Here is a 24,814-nt window from a genome sequence, read left to right as displayed (position 1 = left end):
GAGCTGAAAAGCATGAAGCTGGCATTTGACACGGGCGGCACGTTCACCGACTTTGCCATGTCCGACGACGACGGAACGATCCTGCTGCACAAGGTGCTGAGCACGCCCGATGCGCCTGCGCGCGCCGTGCTGCAGGGCGTCGATGAACTGTTGGCCAAGGTGCGCGAGAAGAATGGAGGCAAGGGCACGGGAACGGCCAGCCTGCAGATTCTCGGCGCCACGACGGTCGTGACCAATGCGGTGCTGGAGCGCCGGGGCGTGCACACCGCGTTCATCACGACCCATGGCTTCCAGGACATGCTGCGCATCCGCACGGAAGGCCGCTATGACCTCTACGATCTGCGCATCAAGTATCCCGACCCGCTCGTGACGCGCGATCTGTGCTTCGGCGTGGAGGAGCGCATCGCGGCAGACGGTACCGTGATCAAGGCACTGGACGAGGACGGGGTTCGCACCATCGCCCGCGCGCTGCTCCAGCGTGAAGTGGAATCGGTCGCCGTGTGCCTGCTGCATGCCTACAAGTACCCGCAGCACGAGCGCCGGGTTGCGGAGCTGATCGCCGAAGTGGCGCCGAAGATCTCGGTCTCCCTCTCGTCCGCCGTGTGCCCCGAGGTGCGCGAGTACGACCGCGCATCGACGACGGTGGTCAATGCCTACACGCGGCCGATGATGGTCGGCCACGTGAACCATCTGGAACGCGAGCTTTCGCAGCGCGGCGTCGATGGGCAACTGCTGTGGATGACATCGAGCGGTGGCGTGGTGCCCAGTTCCTCGGCGTCGCGCACGCCGGTTCGGATGATCGAATCCGGTCCGGCGGCGGGCGCCGTCGCGGCGGCCGACTATGCGCGCCAGTCGGGCGTCGACAGCGTGCTTTCCTTCGACATGGGCGGCACGACGGCAAAGCTGTGCCTGATCCCGAACGGCGAGCCGATGGTGGCGAACGACCTGGAAGTGGCGCGTCACGAGCGCTTCCGCAAAGGCAGCGGCTTCCCGCTCAAGATCCAGTCGATCCACATGATCGAGATCGGCGCCGGCGGCGGCAGCATCGCGGCTCGCAACAAGCTGGGCCTGCTGAGCGTGGGTCCGCGCAGCGCGGCTGCTGCGCCTGGCCCCGCGTGCTATGGGCGCGGCGGCACCGAGCCGACGGTGACGGATGCCGATCTGCTGCTGGGCTATCTGAACGAGAACTCCTTTCTCGGCGGCGACTTCGCCCTCGACAAGGCTGCCGCCGAAGCCGCCATGGAGCGCCTGGCGAAGGAACTCGGCATCAGCAGGGAGCGCTGCGCCTGGGGCGTCCATGACATGGTCAACGAGAGCATGGCCGAGGCCGCCTCGATGCAGGCCACCGACAGCGGCGTCGATCCGCGCGCCTTGCCTCTGATCGCCTTCGGCGGGGCGGGTCCGGTCCATGCCTATGGGGTGGCGCGCAAGCTCGGCATCCGCAAGGTGATCTGCCCCATCGGCGCGGGCGTGACCTCGGCGATCGGGCTCCTCGGGGCGCCGGTGGCGGCCGACCTGTCCACCAGTCTTCCGATGCGGATCTCGGCCTGGAATCCGAGCGCGGTCAACGTGGTCAAGGCGAACCTGGCAGAGCAGGGCCGCGAAGTCGTCCTGGCGAGCAAGGTACCCGCCGACCAGATCCGCTTCAGCTACACGGTGGACATGCGGCACGTGGGGCAGGGCTACGAGATCTCGGTCGCGCTGCCGGAACTGGACCCCGCCGATCCCGCCTTCGTCGAGGAGTTGATGGATCGCTTCCACAGCAACTACGTTGCCCTGTACGGCCGGGCAGTGAGCGGGACCGACGCCGAGGTGATCACCTGGCGCATCCGGGCGAGCGGGCCCCGGAGTGCGGTGTCGCTTGCGAACCTGCGCGGCGAGGCGGGTGCTGCGCGCGATCCCCTCAAGGGAACGCGGCCGGTCTTCTTCGCGGAACTCGGAAAGTACGTCGACACCCCGGTCTACGACCACTACGCGCTGGTTCCCGGGGTTTCGGTGGAAGGGCCGGCCATCATCGAACAGCGCGAATCGACCGTGGTGATGGGGCCGAACGCCTCGGCCTCGCTCGACGAACGTCACAACCTCATCATGCTCCTGAACTGAAGGTCCCAGCCATGTCACTCCTGAAAGCCGACTTCAACGATCCGATCACGCTGCAGGTGATGTGGGACCGGCTGGTCTTCATCGCCGACCAGGCCGACACCGCGCTCGGGCGCACGGCCTTCTCGCCGATCGTTCGCGAGAATCACGACTACGTCAACGTCCTGCTGGATGCCAAGGGCAGGGCGCTGGCCCAGTGCACCTGGTCGATCCCGGTCTTCATCACGACGCTACCGATGGCGGCGCAGAACTACTTCCTGAAGGCATTCCCGCCGGAATCCCTCGAGCCTGGCGACGTGCTCGCCACCAACGATCCCATCATCGGCACGGGGCACCTGCCGGACATGGTCATGCTCACGCCGATCTTCCGCAAGGGAAAGATCGTGGCCTACGCCGGCAGCATCGCGCACCTTCCCGACATCGGCGGGCGGCCGCAGTCGCCCGACTCGACCGACATGTTCGAGGAGGGAATCCGCATTCCCATGCTCAAGCTCTTCAAGGCCGGAAAGCCGAACAGGGACGTGTTCTCCGTGATCGAGGCGAGCGTGCGCCTGCCCAACGAGGTACGCGGCGACATCCAGAGCATGGTGGCAGCCAACGAAGTGATGAGCCGCGAGCTCAGCCGCTTCATGGACGAGTACGGGCTCGACGACTGCGAGGCGCTGGGCGATGCGATCTTCAGCCGTTCCGAGCGGCACATGCGCAAGGCGATCTCGGCCTGGCCCAAGGGCAGCTACAAGGCCGACATGACCATCGATGGCTTCGAGACCGAGGTCAAGCTCTGCGTGAACGTCGATGTGCGCGAGGACTCCATCCATGTCGACTACGCGGGAACCTCTCCGGAGGTGGCGCGCGGCATCAATGTCGTTCCGCACTATCGCGTGGCGCACAGCGTCTATGCGCTCAAGTGCCTGCTCGATCCCGATACGCCCAACAACGAGGGCTGCATGGTGGCGCTGACCGATTCCGCGCCCGCAGGGTCCATCCTCAACCCGAGACCGCATGCTGCGGGGGCGGCGCGCAATCTGGTCGGCCATTGCATCCCGAGTCTGATCTTCAAGGCACTGCAGAACGTGGTGCCCGAAGGCGCGATGGGCGACAGCGGCGGCGCTCCGATCTGGGGCATCAACTGCCAGGGCAAGCGCGCCGACGGAACTGCCTACGGCAGTGCGCAGAACTTCCATGGCGGGCAGGGCGGCCGTTCCTCGATGGACGGACTCGACACCTTGAGCTTCCCCTCGAACTGCCGCGTGACGCCGATCGAGATGTACGAACTCGCGGTGCCGGTGCTGACCGAGTGCAAGGAACTCATCCCGGACTCCGGCGGGCCCGGCAAGTTCAGGGGCGGCCTGGGGCAACGCGGGACGCTGCGCAATCTTTCGGACCGCGAGATGAACATCTATCTCAGTACCGAGCATGTGAAATATCCCTGTCTCGGTGTTCTGGGTGGCCAGGCCGGGCGCAATGGGGCGGTGCTGCACGACGGCGAGCCGGTGTTCCCGAAAGGGCGCCTCGTCCTTGCGCCCGGTGAACGCCTCACGATCGAACTCCCCGGCGGCGGCGGCTGGGGCGATGCCAAGACACGGCCGCGCGAACTGGTCGAAGACGATCTCAGGCAGGGACTGGTCACGCCCGGAGGCGCGCGTACGGATTACGGCTACGAGGCGAAGCCGGCGCCCAAGCCTGCGAAGGTGGCTGCATGACCGGCGCGAAGGCACTGGCGGGCCGGGTCGCGCTCGTCACCGGCGGCGGGTCGGGCATTGGCCGCTCGACAGCCATCATGCTTGCGGCCGAGGGTGCGCGCGTCGTCGTGATGGGCCGCCGCAAGGAAGCGCTCGAAGCCGTGGTGGCCGAGATCCGCGGCGCAGGTGCAGAGGCATGGGCACGGCCCGCCGATCTGCAGAGCCGCGAACAGCTTCAGGAACTCGTTCGATGGATCGAGCGCGAGATCGGAACCGTCGACATCCTGGTCAACAACGCGGGGCTCACCAGTCGCGTGCGCAACATCCGCTGGATCGAGCCGGAGGATTGGGAGTCGGCGATCTCCGTCAATCTCACGGCGGTGTACGTGCTGATCCAGGCGGTGCTGCCAGGCATGCTGGCCGCGGGTGCCGGGACCATCGTCACGGTCTCCTCCCTGGCGGCGGTGCGTCCCAACCTGCTCGGCGGCGCGCCCTATGGCGCAGCCAAGGCGGCGGTCGCGAACCTGATGGGCTTCATGCACGCCACCTTCCGCAACAACAACATCCGCTCGACGACGATCCTTCCCGGCGAGGTGAACACGCCCATCATGGACACGCGCGTGCGGCCTCCGACTCCCGAGGAGCGGGCGGCGATGGTCGCGCCCGACGACGTCGCACGAGCCATTCTCCTGGCCTGCACCTTGCCGCAGGGCACCACGATCGAGCAACTCGTCATCAGCCCGACGCTGGCGCGCGACCAGGGGCCCGATGTCGAGATCAGCCGCTGGCTGGGCGCGCCGGACGGCACGCCGGGCAAACCTTGAACGGAGCAAAAATGACCACGACCCTTCATCAACGACTGGCCCACGGCGACTCCGTCCTGATGGTCAATCCCAACCACGTCTCGCCAACGCTGTGCGAGAAACTCGTTCGCTCGGGAGCGGATTCGGTCTTCATCGACTGCGAGCACGGCCTGGCGAGTTTCGAAGACATCCACCACATGGCCAAGGCGTCGCGCTACGCCGGCGGCTGGGGCATCGTCCGCCCGCAGAACCAGGAGCGCTCGACGATCACGCGCTGCCTGAACGCGGGGGCGGACGGCGTGATGGTGCCCCTGATCCACACGGCCGAGATCGCGCGGCAGGTGGTCCACACCTTCCGTTATGCATGTCCCGACGATCACCAGACGAAATTGCTCGTCGGCATGGTGGAGTCGGTCGAAGCCGTCCGCAACCTCGACGAGATCCTGGCCGTCGAGGGCATCGACGTGTTCTTCGTCGGGCCGGGCGACCTCTCGCAATCCATGGGCTATTCGCCGTCCGTGGCTGCCGGTTCCCGGCGCCCGCAGGCCGTGCTGGATCTGGTCGACGCGACGCTGCGACGCATCCGGGCCGCCGGGAAGATCGCGGGCACGCTGGTCGTGCGGCACGATGCACAGCATCTCGTTTCGGCGGGGGCGCAACTGCTCTACTACCACGCGGACCCCTTCGTGGCCGAAGGGGTCGCCGCCATGCGCAAGCTCTCCACGCCCAGCGCAGCCGAGGCCGTGGCCTGACTGTCAGTTCGTCGACGAGCTTTCTTTCGCGGGCGCGCCGATTCCCGTGTCGAGCCCGGCGGCAAACAGCTGCGCGATCTGTGCGCGCAGCAGGCCGAGAACGACCTTGGCCTGTTCCGACATCGGCACGTGATTCGGAATGCACAGCGAGATCGTCGTGCGGATGACCGGCTCGACGATCTTGCGGACGGTCAGCGCGGCGCCCGGCGAGCCCAGGCCTGCCAGCGCCGCGGGAAGAATGGTCGCGCCGACTCTCGCCTCGATCGCCTGCCTGAGCGTCTCCGAGGACTCGATCTCGGCCCGGATGTTCGGCGTGATGCCGGCCGAAGCGAACGCTTCATCGATCAAGCGCCGAAGCAGGTGCATCCGGCTCGGGAGCAGCAGGTCGATGTCCGCGAGCGCGCGCAGCGGGATGGTTCCTTCCCCCGATCCGGGCAAGCTCATGCCTGCGGGTGCGATGAGGAACAGCTCCTCGGACAGGAGCGGCTCGAGCGTGACGCCTTTCATCGGCGCACCCGCGTAGATGATGGCCATGTCCATCCGGCCCGTCATGACCATCTCGCTGAGGACGAGGCCGAAGTTGTCGTTGATGAAGAGATTGATGCCGGGATACTGGTCGCGAACGGCCTTCAGCAACGGCATCGAAAGCGCCGAGGCCGTGCTGTAGGTCGCCAGTCCCACCGACACCGGACCCGAAACCGTGTTGGCGCCACGGCTGCGGCTGGCCAAATCGTTCTCAAGCTGGTCCAGGTGGCTCAGGATGAGCTGCGCGTGCCGGTAAAGCTGATCGCCTGCCGGCGTTGGCCTGACGCCTGCGTTCGAGCGCACCAGCAGCTTCTGATCGAAGTGCTTTTCGAGCGAGGCGATGTGCTGGCTCAGCGCTGGTTGAGCCACGCGCAACTGCTGTGCCGCGGCCGACAGGCTCCGGGCGTCCACCGCAGTCACAAAGCTCTTGAGCGTCTTGAAGTTCACTGACATTGACTGTTCTTTTCGAGGTGATCGTCCGCGGCCGGCGCGAAGGCATCGCTGATCGTAATCCCGATTGACGCTGTAGCCGGCTGGCTTGATGCTTGCTACCACCTTCAGCGAAACCACCTTGAGAATTCAGTGAACCTGCGGCGATTGAAGTACTTCGTGAAGATTGTCGACCTCGGCAGTCTCACTTTGGCCTCCGAAGTCCTCCACGTTGCACAACCCGCACTGAGCCAGCAGCTCGCGACCCTGGAACACGAGTGCAAGCAGAAGCTGCTCGTACGAACCCAGAAGGGCGTGGTGCCGACGGAAGCGGGGCGAGTGCTCTATCGGCATGCACAGTCGATCCTGCGTCAGATCGAGCAGGCCCGGGCGGACGTCCAGAACGCGGGCCGCAGCCTCGTCGGGCAAGTGTCGGTGGGACTGGCGCCGGGCACGGCGGCCTCGACGCTGGCCCTCAAGCTGCTCCAGGTGGTGCAAAGCCGGCACCCGAAGATCGTCCTTCACATCAACGAGAACTTCGGCACCACCCTCTTCGACGCCGTGCGCAGCGGCCTCATGGACATGGCTGTGCTGTACGGCGGCGAGGGTGGCGTGGAGGGACTTCGATTCGACGCCTTGCTGAAGGAGCCGTTGTGTGTGGTCGCGCCGGCCGGGTTGCTGCCAAGGGATGACGAACTCGCCCTCTCGGACCTGGGCGAAGTCGATCTTCTCTTGCCGTGCAGCAGCAATCAACTGCGTCGCTATGTCGACCGGGCCTTCGCCGCGGTGAAGGTCGTTCCGCACGTCGTGGCCGAGATGGAGTCTTCGACCACCCTCGCTGCCGCGATCTCGTCGGGTGTCGGCGCAACGATCCTGCCTGCTTCGATCGCTCGGACCGTCGCGGATACTGCTGCGGCGGAGCTTTATCCGCTGACCGCGCCCTCTGTAGAGGTATCACTGGTGCTCTGTGCCGCCGCGCACCTCCCGATGTCGGAGCCGGCGCAGGTGGTCAAGGGCGTTCTTCTGGAGCTGGTGGAAGCGTTTCACGCCAAGGGCGCTCCCGTTCCCTCTGACAAGGCTACCGCATGAACAGGCCGCCATTCAGATCCAGGGTCGCGCCGACAAAGAAGCCGCCCTGATCCGAGGCCAGCAATGCCACGGCGGCAGCCATTTCGGAGGCCTCGGCGAACCGGCCGATCGGTACCAGGCTTTCGATGCGAGCGATCTGCTCGTCGGACAAGCGCCCCTTGGCAGTGGATATGGGACCCGGCGAGATCGCGTTGACGGTGACGCCGGTCCCGGCGAGCTGCTGTGCGAAATACTTCGAAAGCATGATGGCGCCCGCTTTCGATGCCGCATAGTGGGCTGAGGCGACCGTGCCGCCGTTCTGACCTGCCAGCGAGGTCACGTTGACGATGCGTCCATAGCCGTTGGCCCGCATGTGTTCCGAGAAGACCTGGCAGCTCAGGAACACGCTGCGCATGTTGATGGCGACGATGTCGTCGAATTCCTGAACGCTGATGTCCTGGACCGGTGTGCGCTTTGCGTAGCCGGCATTGTTGACGACGATGTCGGTCCGTCCCCAGGCTGCCGAGATGCTGTCGCGCGCCTCTTCGAAAGCCTCTTTGCGGCGAACGTCGAGGGTGAGCGCCATCGACGCGATGCCTGAATCATCAAGCTCACGCGCAACGCGCTTTGCCGCATCACCGTCCACATCGCTGACAGCCACCCGGGCCCCCGATGAATGGAAGAGCCTTGCAATCTCTTCGCCGACACCGCGCCCGGCACCGGTCACCAGGACCGAGCGCCCGGAAAAGTCGAAAGTCACGTTGGATTTCACTGTGTCGAGTTGCATGCGGGTCTCCACTAGATGTCCAACGTGAGAGAAGGGGTGCGCGCGCCGGAGCAGCACGCCATGACGGCGTTGTTGGCATCCTTCTCCGCCTGGGTGAAGAACTGGTCCCGGTGATCGGGCACCCCCTCGAGCACCGGGAGGCGGCAGCTGCCGCAGACGCCCTCGAAGCAGGCGAAGCCCACGTCGACCCCGGCGCCCAGCAGGGCGTCCAGCATGGTTTCGCCGGCAACGACTTCGATGACTTTCCCGCTGCGCTGGAGCTGCAGCCGGTATCCGCCGTCGCATGCGGCCTTGGCGTCCGAGGCAAAGTACTCGAAGTGCATGCGCTCACCCAGAGGTCCGCCATGCTCGCGAAAAGCCGCCAGCATTCCCGAGGGACCGCAGCAATAGACGTGGGCGTCGGGCGGTGCCGTGGCGATGAGCCCTTTCAAATCGAGCCGGGGGGTCGACGGTTCGTCATCGATCGTGACATGCACCTCGGGCAGACCCTCCAGCCGCTCCAGGAACGCCGCGCGATTCCGGCTGCGCACCGCGTAACGCAACTCAAAGGACTGCCCGAGGCTCCGGAGCCTGGACATCATGGACAGCATCGGTGTGATGCCGATGCCGCCGGCAATCAGGATCGTATGGCTGGCGTCTTCCTTGAGCGGGAACAGGTTCCGCGGCGCCGAAACCTCGACCACCTGCCCGGGGCGCCAGTGCTCGTGGATGTGCTGGGACCCGCCCCTGCTCTCAGGGTCGAGCTGCACGCCAATCTCGTAGACGTCCCGCTGCGAGGGATCGTTGAGCAGGGAGTAGCTGCGCTTCAGTCCGGGCTGCAGGGCCACCTCGATGTGGGCGCCCGCGGTGAACGACGGCAGGGCTTCGCCACGCAGTGGCTCCAGTCGAAACCCGAGGATGTGATCGGCTTCCCAGCATGCGGATCGAATTCTTGCTTGCATGGCGTCATCCCTCAAGCCGCGGCCTTCCACCGGACGGCCTTCTGCAGCTGCTCCTGATAGGCCTGTTCGAGCGAGGCGGCCGGGTCGTGAAGGAACGACCCCGCGCGGGCGCCCATGAAAACGTCGGGCTGCGCCGCGCTGGGGGGCAGCACCTTCCTGTCCCGCCATGCGCGGGCCGCCATCAGGGCGATCCGGCGTGTCCGGGCGATCATCTGGTCGGTCGGGGCCAGGTGCTCGAAATCGTGATCCGTGATCGGACCCATGCTTTCGGTGACGGCCTGGTCCTGGATCGTGATGTTCGCAATGCCGGTGTACTGCGTTCCATTGCGCTGGGATTCGCGATCGATGCCCCAGTCGTTGTGTTGGCGGTCGCGGCAACGCCAGCGTCCGAACCAGTCGCTGCCGTTGGGCTCGTAGACGAACTTGTCGTACAGCGGTTCGCCGTTCCTTCGCTTCGAGATGTATGCGGGGTTGCCTTCGTCGATGCCGCCGGAGATGTCGAACAGCATGCTGTGCTCGTCGTCCATCGGCACCCAGGCGCGTGCGATGGCGCGCGTGGCGAATCGTGCGTTGGGCGTCTGCGTCCAGAAAGGGAACATGAAGTGGGCCACGCGCCACGACATGTTTCCGTCCTCGCTGGGTCGGAAGCCGCCGTACATCGCGCCCCAATCGGTGTTCCGGACTTCGTACTCCGGCGTACGGTTGATCACCGTCGGCCGCATCGGATGGTCTTCGGCCAGGTCGTCGGGCGAGAGCATGCCCACGTGCAGGAAGCCGACGTGCGAGGTGTCGATATCGCCTTCGAGTGCCTGCAGCCAGTTGCATTCACGCTGGAGACACCAGACCTCCGAGTCGGGAATCAGATTGGCTTCGATGTTGGGCAAGGGGGGAGGGGAGTCCTGCTGCTGCCCCATGTAGACCCAGATCAAGCCATTGCGCTCGGCCGTGCGATAGGCCTTCGCGTGCACCTTGTCCTTGAAATCCTGACGGACCGGGACATTGGGCATGTCGACGCAATGGCCTTCGACATCGAACTTCCAGCCGTGGTAGACGCACCGAATGCCGCTTTCTTCATTCCGCCCGAGGAAGAGCGAAGCGCAGCGATGCGGGCAGCGGTGATCGAGGATGCCGACCCGTCCCTGCGAGTCCCTGAACGCAATGAGCTTCTCCCCGAGCAGCATCAGGCGGACCGGATCGCCATCCGCCTTGACCTCGGAGGACATGGCCGCCGGCATCCAGTACTGCCGCATGAACTCGCCCATGACCGTGCCCGGTCCGACCCGTGTCAGGTCGACACTCTCTTCGTGTTTCATCTCTTCTCCGTGTGTTTTGCGGCCATGCCGGCTCAGGAGGCCAGGGCGGCCTCGCTCTCTCGAAGGCGGTCGAGCAACATGCGCGCTCGATTGACCGCGCCATCGCTGGCAATGCCGACGAAGCGCATGTCCGGCATGTCGTTGATCCGGCGCTGCTGTGCTTCGAGGGCGCGTTCGTCCTCGCGGATCGTTTCGTAGAACTGGTCGAACAAGGCGTCCGGCACGCCGGACTCGCGCGGAGCGTTCGTGCAGATGGTCCAGATGTAGTGGGTCGTCGTTTCCGTCTCGGGCGTCACCCCATGGACATTCAGCAGAACGAAGCCGTTGTCCCGACGGCCTTCATACGCGCCGGTGCCGACGTCGCAGGCGCCGGCATTCACGCGCAGCACATTGCCGTTGCCGGGTTGGTACTCGACCATTTGCCACCGGTCCACGTTGCCCTTGAAGCCGCCTGCCGCGACGTACGTCTTGGGCGGCACCGAGTTCGGCATCTTGCGCAGCAAGGTCACCTTCTCTGCGTCGAACTGCACGGACACATCCGCGCTGAAGTGCGCCTGGGGATTGCCGCCGATGGTGTTCGCGTGGATGTAGGCAACGTGGGTCAGGTCGAGGATGTTGTCGACGAGCAGTTGCCAGTTCGAATGGACGTGCATGTAGTACGGCCGCCAGCTCCAGCCGGGGTCCCGGTGCTCGGGGTTGCCCATGATCAAGCCGACGTCCGCCTTCTCCGGCTCCCCCATCCAGATCCAGATGAGCTCGTCGCGCTCGCAGACCGGGTAGGCGCGCAGGTTGGCCGCCGGGGGAATGCGTTCCTGACCCGGGATGCGGGCGCAGGCGCCCGCGCCATTGAATTCCAGGCCGTGGTAGGGGCAGCGGATGATCTCGCCGTCCACATGCCCTTCGCTGAGCGGCATGGCGCGATGGCTGCAGCGGTCCGTCAATGCGCTGAGGGCGCCCGATGCGGTGCGAAACAGGACGACCGGTTCGTTGAGGAATCTCCGCCCGAGGCATTTGCCGGGCTGCACGTCGGCCGAGAAGGCGGCCACGTACCACATGTTGCGCAGGAACATTGTTGTCTCCAACTGACTGCGATGGATCTTAGGTTTGGGCGCCCCGGAGCGGGATTCAAAGGGACCGTTCTCCATTCAATAACCGGAAGTCTCGCATCGGCTGAGATATAGTTTCCTCCGCTACAGCCAGTCTCGAAGCATGGATCAGCCGCATCGCAAAGCCGCCCAGGCGACGGGTGGAATGACGAACGTCTTTCATCTGAATCTGCGACATGTGCGCGGGTTGATCGCGGTCCATGAGCATGGAAGCATCAGCGCGGCCGCGATGGCCGTCAGCCTGAGTCAGCCTGCGCTGACCCAGGGGATCCTGAAGCTGGAAAGCCAACTCGGGGCAGTGCTGTTCGAGCGCCGATCCGAGGGCATCGTGCCGACCGCGGCGGGGGAGCTCGTTCTCGAACGGGCCGCCGCGGGCATGCGACATCTGACGGCTGGCAGCCGATTGGTCGCGGGCGTGGACTTCGAGCCCGATCGCCGGCTGACGATGACGCAACTGCGCGCATTCCTTGGCCTGTCGAAGGCTGGCAGCTTTGCGGCGACCGCCACCGATCTGGGCCTGTCGCAGGCAGCGGTGCATCGCGCCGTGCGCGAACTCGAGGACGCGCTCGGCCGCAAGCTCGTCGAGCGCCGAGGCCGGGGCGTGCACATGAACTTCGGGGGCCGCCGCTTTGCGCGCAGCTGCTGGCTGGCGATCAAGGAGCTGCAGGCAGCGTTGTCCGAGCTCGGCCTGGACCCGGAGAACCCGACGATCTCGATCGGCACCACGCCGCTCGCTCGGGCATTCCTCGTGCCGGAGGCCATGTCGTTGATGGTGGCGGAGAAGTTCCCCGCCAGCTTTCGCGTGCTGGAGGGAAACTGGGGCGAACTCGTCGAGTCCCTGCGCGATGGCGTGATCGATCTCATCGTGGGCGAATTGCCGGAAGGAGAGATTCCGGATCTTGCGTACTCGCCGCTCTACACCGAGGCGCCCGTCATCGTGGCCGGACATCAGCATGCTCTCGTCGGCAAGGGAAATCCGTCCCATCGAACGCTCGCCTCGTACCCATGGATCATCGCCCCCGAGACCTCGCCGCTGCGCGCGGAATGGGAGCGCCTGTTTCCCGGGAAGCGGCCGCAAATCCCCGTCGAGTGCGGCTCGATCATGATCATCGGCCGGCTGCTCACCAGCAGCGACATGCTGACGCTGGCGATGCCCGACCAGGTGGCGCTCCAGATTCGCAGCGGCCTGCTCGCGCGGATCGGCGAGCCATTGGCCGGCAGCATGCCCACGATCGGGGCCACCATGCGATACAGCTGGCGGCCCACCGGTGCGCAGCGGCGCTTTCTGGATCTCCTGCGGGTGGCCTCGGCGGGTCTCGGCGAGGCCGCCAGTCGCAGGCCGATGATCGAAGCCCCCTGGATCTGAGCCCGGTCCGGGGGCGGCCGGACCTGTCTGGCGGTGCGGTCGCCTTGAGACTTCCGGTTTTTGGATAGCCATTCGATCTTTTGAATTCAATGGTTCACCCAATATACGTACATTGATCGTTGCAGGTCTCTTCACTCCCAAGCACCCATGCAACCAATCAGCACGCCGCCGCTTGTGCCCTTTCTCTCGAACGGCCCCAAGCTTCTGTTCATCGATGGCAAGCCCGTGCCAGCGCGCTCGGGCAAGACCTTCCAGACCATCAACCCGGCGACGGGGAAAGTGCTTGCCGAGGTCGCGCAAGGGTCCGCCGAGGACATCGACATCGCCGTCAAGGCGGCGCGGCGCGCCTTCGAGGGGCCCTGGAGCCGTTGGCGTCCGGCCGACCGCCAGCAGGCGATGCTGCGGCTGGCGGACCTGATCGAGCGCAACTACGACGAACTCGCGCTCCTGGATACGCTCGATCTCGGGGCGCCCATTTCGCGCACCACGCTCGGGCGCAAGCGCGCCGGGGCGCTTCTGCGCTACTACGGGGGCCTCGCGACCTCCACGCATGGAGAGACCATCGACAGTTCCTTCATGCCGCATGAATCGCTGACCTACACGCTCAAGGAACCGGTGGGCGTGGTCGGCGCGATCAACCCGTGGAATGGTCCGATCGGCATGGCGATCTGGAAGCTGTGCCCGGTGCTGGCGTCCGGCTGTACCGTTGTCCTCAAGCCCGCGGAGCAGGCGCCGCTGTCGCCACTGCGCCTGGCGCAGCTCTGCGCCGAAGCGGGCATTCCAGACGGCGTGGTGAACGTGGTCACCGGCCTCGGGGATGCGGGTGCGGCATTGGCCGAGCACCCGGGCGTCGACAAGGTCGCCTTCACCGGGTCGACCGACGTCGGTCGCAAGATCGTGCGGGCTTCGGCGGGCAACCTGAAGCGCCTGTCCATGGAGCTCGGCGGCAAGTCCGCCAATGTGGTGTTCGCGGATGCCAACATGGACAGTGCGGTCGCCGGCGCCGCGATGGCCGTGTACATGAACTCGGGGCAGATCTGCAGCGCCGGCACACGCATGTTCGTGCAGCGGCCGATCTACGACGAGTTCGTGGAACGGGTCGCTGCGTTTGCCAAGTCGATCCGGGTCGGCGACCCGCTGGATGAGGCGACGCAGATGGGCCCCGTGGTCTCTGCGGAACAGCTCGAGCGCGTGTGCAGCTACCTCGAGATCGGCAAGGCACAGGGTGCGCGTGCCCTGGCAGGCGGCGCGCGCCTGACCGAGGGTGCCCTCGCCAAGGGCTACTTCGTGCCGCCGACCCTGTTTGTCGACGTGCGCGACGACATGCGCATTGCGCGCGAAGAGATTTTCGGGCCGGTGGCGGCGGCGCTTCCCTTCGACACGGTCGAGGAGGTGATCGCACGCGGCAACGACAGCGAGTACGGCCTGGGCGGCGGTGTCTGGACCCGCGATCTCAACAACGCGCATCGTGTGGCCAAAGGGCTGCGCACCGGCACCGTCTGGGTCAACTGCTACCAGGTCCTCGACCCCGCCGTTCCCTTCGGTGGCTACAAGATGAGCGGCTTCGGGCGCGAGTCAGGAAACGAACACATGCAGGAGTACTTCGAGACCAAGGCCGTGATGGTCAAGCTGGACTCTTAGCGGTTCGCTCGTGAAGGGCTTCGACTACATCATCGTGGGCGCCGGTTCCGCCGGCTGCGTCATCGCCAACCGGCTCTCGGCCGACCCGTCCGTTCGCGTTGCATTGATCGAAGCGGGTCCTTCCGATCTCGGCTTCCCGACCAATGTGAAGGCCACGCTGCCGATCGGGAACGTGTTCCTGCTCCCCCATGCCAAGTACAACTGGCAGTATGAGTTCACCGGCGGCGCCGGCGTGGGCGGTCGCGCTATCCCGTGCCCGCGCGGAAAGATGCTGGGAGGATGCAGCTCCGTGAACGGCTCCGTCTACATCCGCGGACATCGCAGCGACTACGACGGTTGGCTCGCAGAGGGCAACGCCGGCTGGGGCTTCGATGACGTGTTGCCCTACTTCAAGCGCCAGGAACGACGGCGCTTCGGCGATGGCGCGTTCCACGGACGCGACGGGGAACTCGACGTGCAGCAGCCTCGGGCCGTCAACCCTTTGACCAAGGCCTTCGTCGCTGCCGCAGTCGCTGCCGGGCACCGCGAAACCGACGACTTCAACGGCCCGCAGCAAGACGGCTTTGGCGTCTGGGATGTCAATCAGCGAAACGGCACGCGCCTGTCGAGCTCGCGCGCGTTCCTGCACCCCGTGATGTCACGCCCCAATCTGACCGTGCTCACGGAGTGCTTCGTCGAGCGCGTCGAGTTGTCGAAGGGGCGCGCCACGGGTGTCACCGTGACAAGGGCCGGCGTTCGCGAGGTCCTGACTGCGTCACAGGAGGTGATCCTGGCCGGCGGCGCCATCAACTCGCCTCACTTGCTCATGCTCTCGGGCATCGGAGCGTCGCAGGAGCTCCAGCGCCATGGCATTCGCGTGGTCCAGGAACTGCCCGGCGTGGGACGGAACCTCCAGGACCATCCGTCCGTCCCGATCGCCATGATCGACGACAGCGCCACCGCCTATGCCCTGTCGTGGCAGTCCTTGCCCCGTGTGGTGGCGAGTCCGCTGCAGTACCTTTTCGCGCGCCGCGGAATGCTGGCCTCGAACGCGGCCGAAGGGGGCGGATTCTTCCGCACCAGCCCTGAGCTGGATCGGCCTGACATCCAGGTCACTCTGCTGGCCGGCCTGAAAGGGACCGCGCGTGCGATTCCGCGCGAGCACGGCATCATGCTGCTGGTGTCGCTCCTGCGTCCCAGGAGCCGGGGTTGGCTGTCGCTGAGCTCTTCGGACCCCACGACACAGCCCGTGCTCCATCCGGCCTTCCTGGAGGACAAGGAAGAGGTCAGGACCTTGATCGCCGGCGTACGGGAAACGCGACGCATCCTCGCGCAGGGTCCGATCCGGGCCATGCTGGGCACCGAACGCACGCCGGGCGAGCGGGTGCAGTCCGATGAAGAGCTCGAACGCGCGATTCGTGCCACCTTGTCGACGGTCTATCACCCGGTCGGGACCTGCAAGATGGGGCCCGCGTCCGATGCGGGGGCCGTGGTCGATTCGGCCCTGAGAGTGCATGGCGTCGATCGCCTGCGGGTTGCAGACGCCTCGATCATGCCGAACATCGTTGGCGGCAACACCAGCGCCCCCACCATGATGATCGGCGAGCGTGTGTCGGCGTTCATTCTTGGCAAGGATCGGGCCACAATGGGTGTGGCACCGCAAACGCCGGAGGCGGCTTTCGCTTAGCCGATTCGACCCATGGGATCGCCTGTCGAACTGAAGCCGTTTCTTGTCGACGTCGAGCAGCAGGCGGTCGACCGCATCCGCGAGCGGCTGGCGCGCGCCCATTGGGCAAGCGCCCCCGCGGATGACGTCGACTGGGTCTACGGAACCGATGCGGCCTGGCTGCGCGGCCTGGTCCAGTACTGGATCTCGCGCTACGACTGGCGGGCGGCGGAGCGGGAACTCAATCGCTGGCCCCAATACCGCGCAGAGGTCGATGGATTGGAGATCCACTTCTATCACGTGAAGGGATCGTCCGCGCGCTCGCGTCCCCTGTTGCTGACGCACGGATGGCCCGGCTCGGTCCTCGAGTTCCAGGGGTGCATCGAGCAGTTGGCCTTTCCTGCGCTTCATGGCGGCGCGGAGCACGAGGGCTTCGACCTGGTCATCCCGAGCCTGCCGGGTTATGGCTTCTCGGGACGGCCGGCACGTCCCATGGGGCCGCGCGCCGTCGCGCAAGTCTGGCGGCGGCTGATGGTGGACGTGCTCGGCTTGCGGGAGTTCGTTGCGCAAGGTGGCGACTGGGGCGCTGCGGTCACGAGTTGGCTGGGCATCGACCACGCCGACGTGACGAGAGGCATTCATCTGAACATGCTGCCCAGCTGGGTGTTCTCGCCGCCGGAGCAGCCCAGTGCGGAGGAACAGGCCTACCACGCGCGCGTCGCGAAGGTCAGAGCATCGGAACTCGGCTACTTCGCGATTCAAAGCACCAAGCCCCAGACCGTGGCCCTCGCGCTGGCCGACAGTCCGCTGGGCTTTGCCGCTTGGGTGTGCGAGAAGTTTCGTTCCTGGGGCGACACGCACGGAGACATCGACAGCCGCTTTTCGCGCGATACCCTGATCACCAACCTGATGCTCTACCTGCTCAACGACGCCGTGGGATCCTCGATCTGGATGTACCGCGGACGCGCGGAAGAAAGCCCGATGGGGGCGCGGATCCCGCGCGTGGAGGTGCCGACGGGCGTTGCGTGCTTTCCGGCGGAATTCATTCCCTATCCGCCCAGGCCCGTGGCCGAGCGTGCCTATGCGATCGAACGATGGACGCCAATGTCCGCGGGCGGCCACTTTGCCGCATTGGAAGAGCCTCGGGCGTTCAGCGACGAGTTGCGCGCTTTCTGTTCGCAGATCGGCTTTTAGCGCCCGGAGTCGACTTCGTCGTGCGCTCGGCGGCTCCCGGGCCGCCGCGGCGCCGCAGCGGAGGGCCGTCGGCCGGCAGGCCCAGGGCTTCCCGTTCGTCGCGACTGAATTGAGCCGTCGCCTTCTCGACGTTCGGCAGGTTCACGTAGACGCGCCGAAGCAGGTCCCTCAGTGTTTCCACCTCCTTGTCGGACAGCACCGAGATCGCTGCGGTTTCCCGCAGCAGCGCAAGGCGGATGATTCGATCGTGCAGCTGACGGCCCTCGGGCGTGAAAACGAAGTGACGCAACCGGCCGTCGCTTTCGTCGGGTTCGAACTCGACGAGGCCTCTCTCCTGCATGGTCTTGAGCGTCCTGGAGATGGCGCCCTTGTCGGCGTCGAGCAGTTGCACGATGCGCTGGGCCGTCACCCGGCCCTCGTTGGCCAGCATCACCATCACACGCCAGGTCTCGATGCCGATGGCATACAGCGAGAGGTAGGCGCTGGACGCACCGCCCGAGAGGTTGCTGGCAATGAGGGTGAGGAGACCGGGGACGTAGCGATTGAGGTCCAGAACCGGGCCGGCGGGCGATGCCTGCAAGGATGATCGGGCGTTGAGCTTCGTCGCTTTGCGGGGTGTCACGGATGCTGTTGGGAAATGTACATCCCGCAAGACTAGCGTCTTTTCGGGCCCTCGCTGCGGGCGCTAGCGTTGGCGATCCGGAAGCGTGAGCTGCAAGCCGTCCAGGTCCGCGGTGATCCGCAACTGGCAGCCCAGCCGGCTGTTGGGCTGCCGCGCCGCCGCCGTGCAGTCGAGCAGTTCGTCTTCGTTCTGGCTCATGCCAGGCAGTCGGGAGAGCCAGTCGGCGTGCACGAGCACATGGCAGGTGCCGCACATGGCGGCACCTCCGCATTCGCCGATGATGCCGTCGGTGGCGGCGTCGACGGCGGCCCGCATGAAGGTCGAGCCTGCCTCGACCTCGAGTTCGGTCGGCTTCCCGCTCGGCAGGGTGACGTGAACGATGGGCATCTTCGATCCGGGTTCAGGCGGGAGTCAATTGCAGGGGGAGCGTTCGCATGGCGCGCAGCGAGTTGTTCAGGTGCCGCACATGGGGCGCCGACAGCTCGACGCGCTTGACCCTGCGTGCCAGGGTTCGAAGCACGATCTCTCCCTCCATGCGCGCGATCACCTGGCCGACGCAGCCGTGGATGCCGGCGCCGAAGACGACGTGCCCGACCGGATTGCGCTCGATGTTGAACCGGTTCGGATCCGGCCACTTGCGCGGGTCGCGGTTCGCCGCGCCCAGCAGGGCAAGCACCTTGCGGTCTTCGCCGATCCGTGCCCCTTCGATCTCGACGGCACGCGAGGTGGTGCGGAAGATGGTCTGCACGATCGACTCGTAGCGCAGGCCTTCCTCGAAGGACTGGCGGGCGAGGGCAGGGTTGGCGTGCAGCTTGGCGTATTCATGAGGGTGGCGCGCGAGCGTCAACAGCACGTTGGCAATGCCGTTGATGGTCGTGTCGACGCCGGCCGAGAGGAACGAGCGCACCAGCATCGGCGCCTGTTCCTGGGTGATCTCGCCCGTGTCGGCGGCCTGGTAGATCAGATGACCCAATCCGCCGGGGCGCAGCGCCTTGCGCTCACAGTGGTCCATGATCCACGACGACACGGGCTTGAACCGTTCCATCGAACGCTCGAAGAGCTCGTTGCGCGGGCCGAGCGCATTGAACACCATGTCCCCGTACAGGAGCAGGTTGTCTCTTCCCTCGGACTCCAGGCCCACCGCATCCGGAAAGACCTTGAGCGGGAAGTACTCGGCGAGATCCTTCACGGCCTCGATCTTTCCCTTTTGCAGCAGGCGATCGAACATCGCCTCCGCCTCGCTCTCGAACAGCTCGCGCAGCTGCTGGATCGTCTTGGGAGACAGGACGCGCGAGATCACGGTGCGCACGACGGTGTGATCCGGCGGATCGGCCTCGAGCAGGAGGCTCTTCGGCCGGAAGGGCGCCTCGTGCCTGAAGTTGGCAAGGCCCACGCCGGCGGAGGAAATGAAGGTCTCCCAATTGGTCAGCACCGATTGCACCTGCGCGTGTCGGGCGACAACGTGCAGGTCGTACTTGGGGATGTACGCGACCGGCCCGGCCTCGCGTGCGATCTCGTGCATCGAGTAGGGCTCATCGATCATCTCGTCGCTGAACGGGTCGATGTCGATGAGGGGGATGTTCGTGGCGACGGCTTCCATGTCTCCGGTCCTTTCGTGGGTTGAGGCCTTCACTCTAGGCAAAACAAGTTGAACAATCAACTTGTTTTGCCTAGGCGATTACCCTAGAGATCGGAAAGGGCCGGCAATGGGTTCTGGGTAGAATGATTGGGCCAATACAACCTGGCTCCCACCATGGAATTTTCTGCAATCGCGCCTGCACGAGCCGTTGACGAGATCGCCGCACAGGTGAGGGACATGATTGCTGCAGGCACGCTCAAGCCCGGAGACCGCCTGCCCCCGGAGCGCGACCTGTCCGCGCGGCTCGGCGTGAGTCGCAACACCTTGCGCGAGGCGCTGCGTGCGCTGGAGAACGCCGGCATTGTCGAAATGCGAAAGGGCGCCACCGGAGGCGCGTTCGTCATGCCGGGCAACTCGGGCGTGATCGTCAACGGCATGTGCGACCTGTACCACCTGGGTGCGATCACGCCTGCGCAGCTCACGGAGGCCCGTGTCTGGCTCAGTGAAGTGGTGGTGCGTGTCGCAAGCGCCCGGGCCACGGAAGAGGACTTCGCGGCCCTGGAAGCCAACATCGATGCCTCGGCCAAGGCGGCCGACTTCGACGAGCGCGCGCGCCACAACCGGGACTTTCATGTGATCCTGGCCCGGGCGACACGCAATCCCATCCTCGTGATCACGATGGAAGGCATCGTCGAAGTCTTCGGACAGTTCATCGCGCAGATCGGTCCCGGCGACAACGCTTTCATCCTGCCTTCGCGTCGCCGCTTCATGAAGCATCTGCGTGCGCGCGATGCCGCAGCGGCGGCCGCGGAGATGACCAAGGCACTGGTGCGCCTGCAGACCAAGTACATGGCGCAGTGGAGCGCCCGCTCGGCCGCCGGTCACGGCGCCGGCTGAATCCCGCCCGGGCTCAGCCGCTGAACCAGTCGATACGCGAACACCATCGCCGGACCGAGCGTCGCCCCAGGGCCCGGATAGCTGCCGCGCCAGATGGAGGCCATGTCGTTCCCGCACGCGTACAGATGGGGGATGGCGCGGCCGGTCTGGTCGAGCACTTCGCCATCGATGCCTGTAGCCAGGCCCGAACTGTTGGCGGACTCGCCAGGCCAGATCTCAAGTCCGACGAACGGACCCTCTTCCAGCGGCGACAGGCAGGGATTGGGTGTGTTGGCCGGATCACCGTTGAAGCGGCTGACTTCGGTGCTGCCCTTTCCGAACAGCGGGTCCAGACCTTGCGCGGCGGCTTCGTTCATCTGCCGGACGCTCCCTCGCAGACCTTCGGCATCGATGCCCAATGCCTGCGCCAATGCGTCGAGGGAATCGGCAACGGCCAGATAGCCGCGCTGAACCCATGGACGCAGATCGACCGTGCCCGGATGAACGGCGCCCAGACCGTAGGTCTTCACGAACGACGCATTGCAGACGAGATACGCAGGAATCGCCTGACCCTGCCTCGTCCCACCGCGCCGCATGCCTTCGACAAAGTGGTGATAGGAGGCACCTTCGTTGACGAAGCGACGGCCCGTTCGATCGACGGCGAGCAGTCCGGGCTTCGCACGATCCAGGAACAGATGCGGATAGAGGGATGTCGTACCGTTCGCGCCCGGGACGCGTGATACGGGCTGCCACAGGAAGTCGGGATCGCTGCGCTCGAGCGCCGCCCCCGCGCCCCGCGCCGCCTCGATGCCTTCGCCGCGGTTGCCTTCGAAGGACAGGGACCGGGAGTTCAGTGCGTGCGCGCCGAGCTCGCGGCGCAGCGAGGCATGGTGGCCCACGCCACCCGTGCAAAGCACGACGCCGACGCTGGCGCGATGAGCGGACACGTTGCCTTGCTGCTGGATCCGGACGCCGGCGACACGGCCGTTTTCGAGTAGCAGCCCTTCGCAGCGCGCGCCATAGACCACCGTCACGCCCGCGCGAATGAGGCTCAGAAGGAGGCGTGCCACCAGCGCGTTGCCCATGACCAGTCTTGTCCCGCGAGGAAATCCCTTCAAGCGGTCGGCAACATGGCGGCCGACGAGGCGCGCCGAGTGCTTGAAGTTCGACCAGGAACGAAAGCGGCCGAGCAGGGCGCCGATGTCCGCCTTGCCGACCATCATGCCGCCCAGGACCATGAAGTGCGGCAGGGGCGCGCGAACCCGACGGAATTCGCGGCCCAGCCATCGTCCGTCGAACTCGACGGGCGAGATCGCCCGGCCGGCGATGGCGGCCCCATCGAGCTCCAGATAGTCCGGATGCGTTCCCGCCGAGCGGAACAGGACAGAGGAGCTGGCCTCCAGGTAGTCGATCGCCTCTGCGGCCGAAGCGAGATAGGCCGCTCGCAAGCCGCGCGGATCCTCCGGGCCGATCGATGCGTCGAGATACGTCCGGGCCTTCTCGACGGTGTCATGAAGGCCCGCTTGCACGGCGTGACGATTGCCCGGCACCCAAAGCGTTCCCGCCGAAGTGGCGGTGGTGCCTCCCACCTGGTCGCTGGCCTCGAACAGCGTCACCTTCAGACCGCGAAGCGCGGCGAGCAGGGCGGTGGTCATGCCCGCTGCCCCCGCCCCGATCACGACGAGGTCACTGTCCGATGTCGCCACTGGCATGGTGGGTCGTTGCGGGTACGCGTACGCCGAAGGCGCCCGCCTCTGCCATCTGCGCGACCTTTTCAGGCGACCACCCGAGCACGTCCTGCAGGACTTCGCCGGTGTGTTGCCCGATCCTCGGAGCCGGCGTGGGGTCCGCCATCGGGGTCCGTGCATAGCGGATCGGCGAGGCAATGTTCGGGATCCGTCCCAACTCGGGGTGCGGGATGTGCGTGACCAGATGCCGCGCCTGCGCTTCGGCCGAGCGCATCGCCTGCCCCACGGTGCGGACCTCGCCACAGGGAATCTGCGCCTGCCTCATGCGTGCTTGCCAGTGCGACCAAGGGAACCGTCGAAACTCCTTGCCCAACTCCTGGAAGAGGAACTCGCGCCGCGCGATCCGGCCGTTGCGACCCATGAGGCTCTCGTCATTCGCGAGATCGGCGCGTTCGAGCACTTGCCCGACCAGCCGCTGGAAGATCTTGTCGTTCCCGCAATTGATGTAGAAGGGCGTGTCCGACGCTTCGAACACGCCTGACGGACAGGTGTCTGGACTGGTATTGCCATTGCGCTCGGGCTCCTGGCCCGAGACCAGATGCTGCATGGTGGCCCAGCCCGCCATCAACAGGCCGGTGTCGAACAGGGCCACTTCGACGAACTGTCCTTCGCCCTGGCGCTCGCGTGCAAAGAGGGCGCCCAATACGGCGTTGGACACCATCATCGCCGTGCTGATGTCCATCACTGCGGATGAGGCCCGCACCCCCATCCGATCAGGGTAGCCGTTCATGGAGACGAAGCCGCTTTCGGCCTGGACGACCGGATCGAAGCCCAGCCGATCCGCGAACGGGCCCTCGCGGCCATAGGCCGAGACGGAGCAGTAGACGAGTTTCGGATTGAGCGCGCGGCAGGTCTCGTAGTCCAGTCCCAGCCGCTTCATCACACCGGTCGAAAAATTCTCGACGACCACGTCCGCGCTTGCGACGAGGCTGCGCGCCACTTCGATGCCGGCGGGGGACTTGAGGTCGACGGCCACGCTGCGCTTGTTCCGGTTGCTCCACAGGAACGGGCCTCCCTGCGCCTCCAGGCCAGGGACAGCGGGCGGGTAGTAGCGAAGTTCATCGCCGCGTTCGGGCGCTTCGACCTTGACCACGTCGGCACCCATGTCCGCCAGGAACATGGTGGCGAGCGGGCCGGCAATGAAGTGGGTGAAGTCGACGATCCGGATCCCCTCCAGGGCGGTGGGGGCTCCGGCAGGCCTCGGCACGTGGGCAGCGAACTCCTGTGCGCGCTGGGCCAGCGTCAGTTGATCGGATGCAGATGCGCTCATGGGCGTTCGATCTCCATCACGGCGCGTAGCCGAAGTCCTTGCCAGGCTCTGCCCGCATGAATTCGCTGCCCGCGGCCATCCAGTCGCCCCCTGCGGGAATCGTGATCGAGATGGCGCGCAACAGGAACTTGGAGGGGTCCTCGGCCGACGGCGGTCGCACGCTCTCGGCCGCCAGGCGCTTGACGGCTTCCAGCAGGACGCGACGGGTTCTTGCGACGCCGCTGTCGCTCACGCCGAGGTTCTCCTTGCTGCGGTCGTAGATGGGCGATACGCCGGACTGGCAGGCGGCGTCCTGCAGCCACAGGCCGGGCATGCCGGCGTTGTACTTCTGGGCCAAGTCCGGTGCGTAGCCGTAGGCATTCTCGCGGTTGTACTTGCTCCAGTAGTTGTGATACGGATAGGTGACCGGCCGGGGTTCGAAGGAGGTATCCGATGCGTGTCCCGTCTCGCGGCCGTTGTGGCCGGCCGCGAACAGCTTCCTTGTCTTCTCGTAGAAGGGCTGCGACGGGTGGTACGAGAACATGATGCAGAGCGTGTGCTCGTCATCGATCGGCACCCAGGCATGGCCGCTGAGTTCGGGGAATTGCGAGAAGGGCGGCACCAGCGTCCAGAAAGGCATGAGGAACTGGTTGACGCGGATGTAGTTCTTGTCCTCGTCCAGCTTGCGACGCGACGCCACGTGCACGCCTGCGTCATGCTGGACCACCTCGAACTTGGGCGCGAGGTCGGCGGCCTGCTTCCACTGATCGATGCTGCCACCCGAGTCCACCCGGCCATGCAGGATGGCCGCGTGCGCCGAATCGATCTCGCCCTCGAGCGCCTGAAGCCAGTTGCAGTCCTGGATCCGCATCGACACATGGACATTTTCGGGCGGCACCATGTTCCATTCCATGTCGGGCAAGGCCGGCGGTTCCTCGTCGGGCCCCATGTAGGCCCACAGGACGCCATGGCGCTCGCGCACGGGGTAGGCCTTCACCCGGACGCGGTCGAGCATCGGCGTGTTCTCGGGCTCCGCGGGCATTTCCTGGCATCGGCCGTCCACCGAGAACTTCCAGCCGTGATAGACGCAACGCAGGCCGCCCTCTTCGTTGCGGGCGAAGACCAGGGGTGCGCCCCGGTGGGGACAGGCCTGATCGACCAATCCGACGCGCCCGTCGCTGTCGCGAAAGGCCACCAGGTCCTCTCCGAGCAGACGAACGCGATAGGGCTGCCCGTCGGCGGGGACGTCCCTGGAAAGCAGGAAGGGCAGCCAGTACAGCCTCATCAGATCACCCATGGCCGTCTTGGGGCCGACCCGCACGAGCAGTTCGTTGTCTTCGTGTTTCAACATTGCATTAACCTTTAAATGGTCCAACCATTGGTGCAAT

21 protein-coding genes are annotated in these 24,814 nt (G+C 65.9%); 10 read left to right on the top strand and 11 right to left on the bottom strand.

Annotation, left to right across the window (positions count from 1 at the left end; all coding sequences use genetic code 11):
• Window positions 1–12 precede the first annotated feature (12 nt).
• The 4 genes from VAR608DRAFT_RS12460 to VAR608DRAFT_RS12445 are packed head-to-tail and all read left to right on the top strand — an operon-like array spanning window position 13 to window position 5,337.
• Complete coding sequence (locus tag VAR608DRAFT_RS12460) at window positions 13–2,103, top strand: hydantoinase/oxoprolinase family protein (RefSeq protein WP_088954348.1); 2,091 nt, start codon at window positions 13–15, stop codon at window positions 2,101–2,103.
• A gap of 11 nt (window positions 2,104–2,114) precedes the next feature.
• Entirely contained in the window at window positions 2,115–3,803 is a 1,689-nt protein-coding gene (locus VAR608DRAFT_RS12455) for a hydantoinase B/oxoprolinase family protein (RefSeq protein WP_088954347.1), read from the top strand.
• Complete coding sequence (locus VAR608DRAFT_RS12450) at window positions 3,800–4,606, top strand: SDR family oxidoreductase (RefSeq protein WP_088954346.1); 807 nt, start codon at window positions 3,800–3,802, stop codon at window positions 4,604–4,606. Before VAR608DRAFT_RS12455 ends, VAR608DRAFT_RS12450 begins: the two co-directional genes overlap by 4 nt.
• 11 nt (window positions 4,607–4,617) lie before the next feature.
• Complete coding sequence (locus VAR608DRAFT_RS12445; RefSeq protein ID WP_088954345.1) at window positions 4,618–5,337, top strand: HpcH/HpaI aldolase family protein; 720 nt, start codon at window positions 4,618–4,620, stop codon at window positions 5,335–5,337.
• A gap of 3 nt (window positions 5,338–5,340) precedes the next feature.
• On the opposite strand, the gene VAR608DRAFT_RS12440 is transcribed toward VAR608DRAFT_RS12445, so the two are convergent.
• Window positions 5,341–6,315 carry a LysR substrate-binding domain-containing protein gene (locus VAR608DRAFT_RS12440; RefSeq protein ID WP_088954344.1) on the bottom strand — a complete coding sequence of 325 codons (975 nt, stop codon included), beginning with the start codon at window positions 6,313–6,315 and terminating at the stop codon, window positions 5,341–5,343.
• A gap of 129 nt (window positions 6,316–6,444) precedes the next feature.
• Here VAR608DRAFT_RS12440 and nac point away from each other — a divergent pair, with 129 nt between their 5' ends.
• Window positions 6,445–7,380: a nitrogen assimilation transcriptional regulator NAC gene (nac, locus tag VAR608DRAFT_RS12435; RefSeq protein ID WP_088954343.1), complete on the top strand. Its 936-nt coding sequence runs from the start codon at window positions 6,445–6,447 to the stop codon at window positions 7,378–7,380.
• On the opposite strand, the gene VAR608DRAFT_RS12430 is transcribed toward nac, so the two are convergent.
• Genes VAR608DRAFT_RS12430 through VAR608DRAFT_RS12415 form a run of 4 tightly spaced genes read right to left on the bottom strand, consistent with a single transcriptional unit; the run spans window position 7,370 to window position 11,470 of the window.
• Window positions 7,370–8,146 (bottom strand): SDR family NAD(P)-dependent oxidoreductase, encoded by a 777-nt coding sequence (locus VAR608DRAFT_RS12430; RefSeq protein WP_088954342.1) that lies wholly within the window; start codon window positions 8,144–8,146, stop codon window positions 7,370–7,372. The two genes, nac and VAR608DRAFT_RS12430, sit on opposite strands and share 11 nt — an antisense overlap.
• A gap of 11 nt (window positions 8,147–8,157) precedes the next feature.
• The gene (locus VAR608DRAFT_RS12425; RefSeq protein ID WP_231973464.1) at window positions 8,158–9,117 is read right to left on the bottom strand and encodes a PDR/VanB family oxidoreductase; all 960 of its coding nucleotides are present in this window, start codon (window positions 9,115–9,117) and stop codon (window positions 8,158–8,160) included.
• Window positions 9,099–10,400, bottom strand: a complete 1,302-nt coding sequence (locus tag VAR608DRAFT_RS12420) for a Rieske 2Fe-2S domain-containing protein (protein ID WP_197700514.1) — start codon at window positions 10,398–10,400, stop codon at window positions 9,099–9,101. The genes VAR608DRAFT_RS12425 and VAR608DRAFT_RS12420 overlap by 19 nt, the downstream gene beginning before the upstream one ends.
• Before the next feature lie 32 nt (window positions 10,401–10,432).
• Complete coding sequence (locus VAR608DRAFT_RS12415; RefSeq protein WP_088954341.1) at window positions 10,433–11,470, bottom strand: aromatic ring-hydroxylating dioxygenase subunit alpha; 1,038 nt, start codon at window positions 11,468–11,470, stop codon at window positions 10,433–10,435.
• 139 nt (window positions 11,471–11,609) lie between these two features.
• Between VAR608DRAFT_RS12415 and VAR608DRAFT_RS12410 the strand changes: the two genes are divergently transcribed.
• From VAR608DRAFT_RS12410 to VAR608DRAFT_RS12395, 4 genes are all read left to right on the top strand, one after another.
• Window positions 11,610–12,872: a LysR family transcriptional regulator gene (locus VAR608DRAFT_RS12410; RefSeq protein ID WP_331713031.1), complete on the top strand. Its 1,263-nt coding sequence runs from the start codon at window positions 11,610–11,612 to the stop codon at window positions 12,870–12,872.
• 147 nt (window positions 12,873–13,019) lie between these two features.
• Window positions 13,020–14,513: an aldehyde dehydrogenase family protein gene (locus VAR608DRAFT_RS12405; protein ID WP_088954339.1), complete on the top strand. Its 1,494-nt coding sequence runs from the start codon at window positions 13,020–13,022 to the stop codon at window positions 14,511–14,513.
• A 10-nt stretch (window positions 14,514–14,523) separates the two neighbouring features.
• Window positions 14,524–16,179, top strand: coding sequence for a GMC family oxidoreductase (locus tag VAR608DRAFT_RS12400; protein WP_088954338.1), 1,656 nt, complete (start codon window positions 14,524–14,526; stop codon window positions 16,177–16,179).
• A gap of 12 nt (window positions 16,180–16,191) precedes the next feature.
• Entirely contained in the window at window positions 16,192–17,352 is a 1,161-nt protein-coding gene (locus VAR608DRAFT_RS12395; RefSeq protein ID WP_088954337.1) for an epoxide hydrolase family protein, read from the top strand.
• Here the strand turns inward: VAR608DRAFT_RS12395 and VAR608DRAFT_RS12390 are convergent.
• The 3 genes from VAR608DRAFT_RS12390 to VAR608DRAFT_RS12380 all read right to left on the bottom strand — a co-directional run bounded on the left by VAR608DRAFT_RS12390 (window position 17,309) and on the right by VAR608DRAFT_RS12380 (window position 19,574).
• A complete protein-coding gene (locus VAR608DRAFT_RS12390) occupies window positions 17,309–17,974 on the bottom strand; it encodes a MarR family winged helix-turn-helix transcriptional regulator (RefSeq protein WP_157730881.1) in 666 nt (221 codons plus the stop codon). The genes VAR608DRAFT_RS12395 and VAR608DRAFT_RS12390 overlap by 44 nt on opposite strands.
• Window positions 17,975–18,037: 63 nt before the next feature.
• Window positions 18,038–18,361, bottom strand: coding sequence for a 2Fe-2S iron-sulfur cluster-binding protein (locus VAR608DRAFT_RS12385; protein WP_088954335.1), 324 nt, complete (start codon window positions 18,359–18,361; stop codon window positions 18,038–18,040).
• A 13-nt stretch (window positions 18,362–18,374) separates the two neighbouring features.
• The gene (locus tag VAR608DRAFT_RS12380; RefSeq protein WP_088954334.1) at window positions 18,375–19,574 is read right to left on the bottom strand and encodes a cytochrome P450; all 1,200 of its coding nucleotides are present in this window, start codon (window positions 19,572–19,574) and stop codon (window positions 18,375–18,377) included.
• 153 nt (window positions 19,575–19,727) lie between these two features.
• Between VAR608DRAFT_RS12380 and VAR608DRAFT_RS12375 the strand changes: the two genes are divergently transcribed.
• On the top strand, window positions 19,728–20,450 hold the full coding sequence (locus VAR608DRAFT_RS12375) for a FadR/GntR family transcriptional regulator (RefSeq protein WP_088954333.1): 723 nt from the start codon (window positions 19,728–19,730) through the stop codon (window positions 20,448–20,450).
• Here the strand turns inward: VAR608DRAFT_RS12375 and VAR608DRAFT_RS12370 are convergent.
• The 3 genes from VAR608DRAFT_RS12370 to VAR608DRAFT_RS12360 are packed head-to-tail and all read right to left on the bottom strand — an operon-like array spanning window position 20,435 to window position 24,777.
• Entirely contained in the window at window positions 20,435–22,141 is a 1,707-nt protein-coding gene (locus VAR608DRAFT_RS12370; RefSeq protein ID WP_088954332.1) for an FAD-dependent oxidoreductase, read from the bottom strand. The two genes, VAR608DRAFT_RS12375 and VAR608DRAFT_RS12370, sit on opposite strands and share 16 nt — an antisense overlap.
• Window positions 22,116–23,447: a CaiB/BaiF CoA transferase family protein gene (locus VAR608DRAFT_RS12365; protein ID WP_088954331.1), complete on the bottom strand. Its 1,332-nt coding sequence runs from the start codon at window positions 23,445–23,447 to the stop codon at window positions 22,116–22,118. The genes VAR608DRAFT_RS12370 and VAR608DRAFT_RS12365 overlap by 26 nt, the downstream gene beginning before the upstream one ends.
• Window positions 23,448–23,463: 16 nt before the next feature.
• Window positions 23,464–24,777: a Rieske 2Fe-2S domain-containing protein gene (locus VAR608DRAFT_RS12360; RefSeq protein ID WP_088954330.1), complete on the bottom strand. Its 1,314-nt coding sequence runs from the start codon at window positions 24,775–24,777 to the stop codon at window positions 23,464–23,466.
• Window positions 24,778–24,814 lie beyond the last annotated feature (37 nt).

The sequence above is a fragment of the Variovorax sp. HW608 genome (assembly GCF_900090195.1).
GTDB lineage: Bacteria > Pseudomonadota > Gammaproteobacteria > Burkholderiales > Burkholderiaceae_C > Variovorax.
The sequence above is the reverse complement of the archived record's forward strand: the minus strand, read 5'-3'. Positions and strand labels throughout refer to the sequence as shown.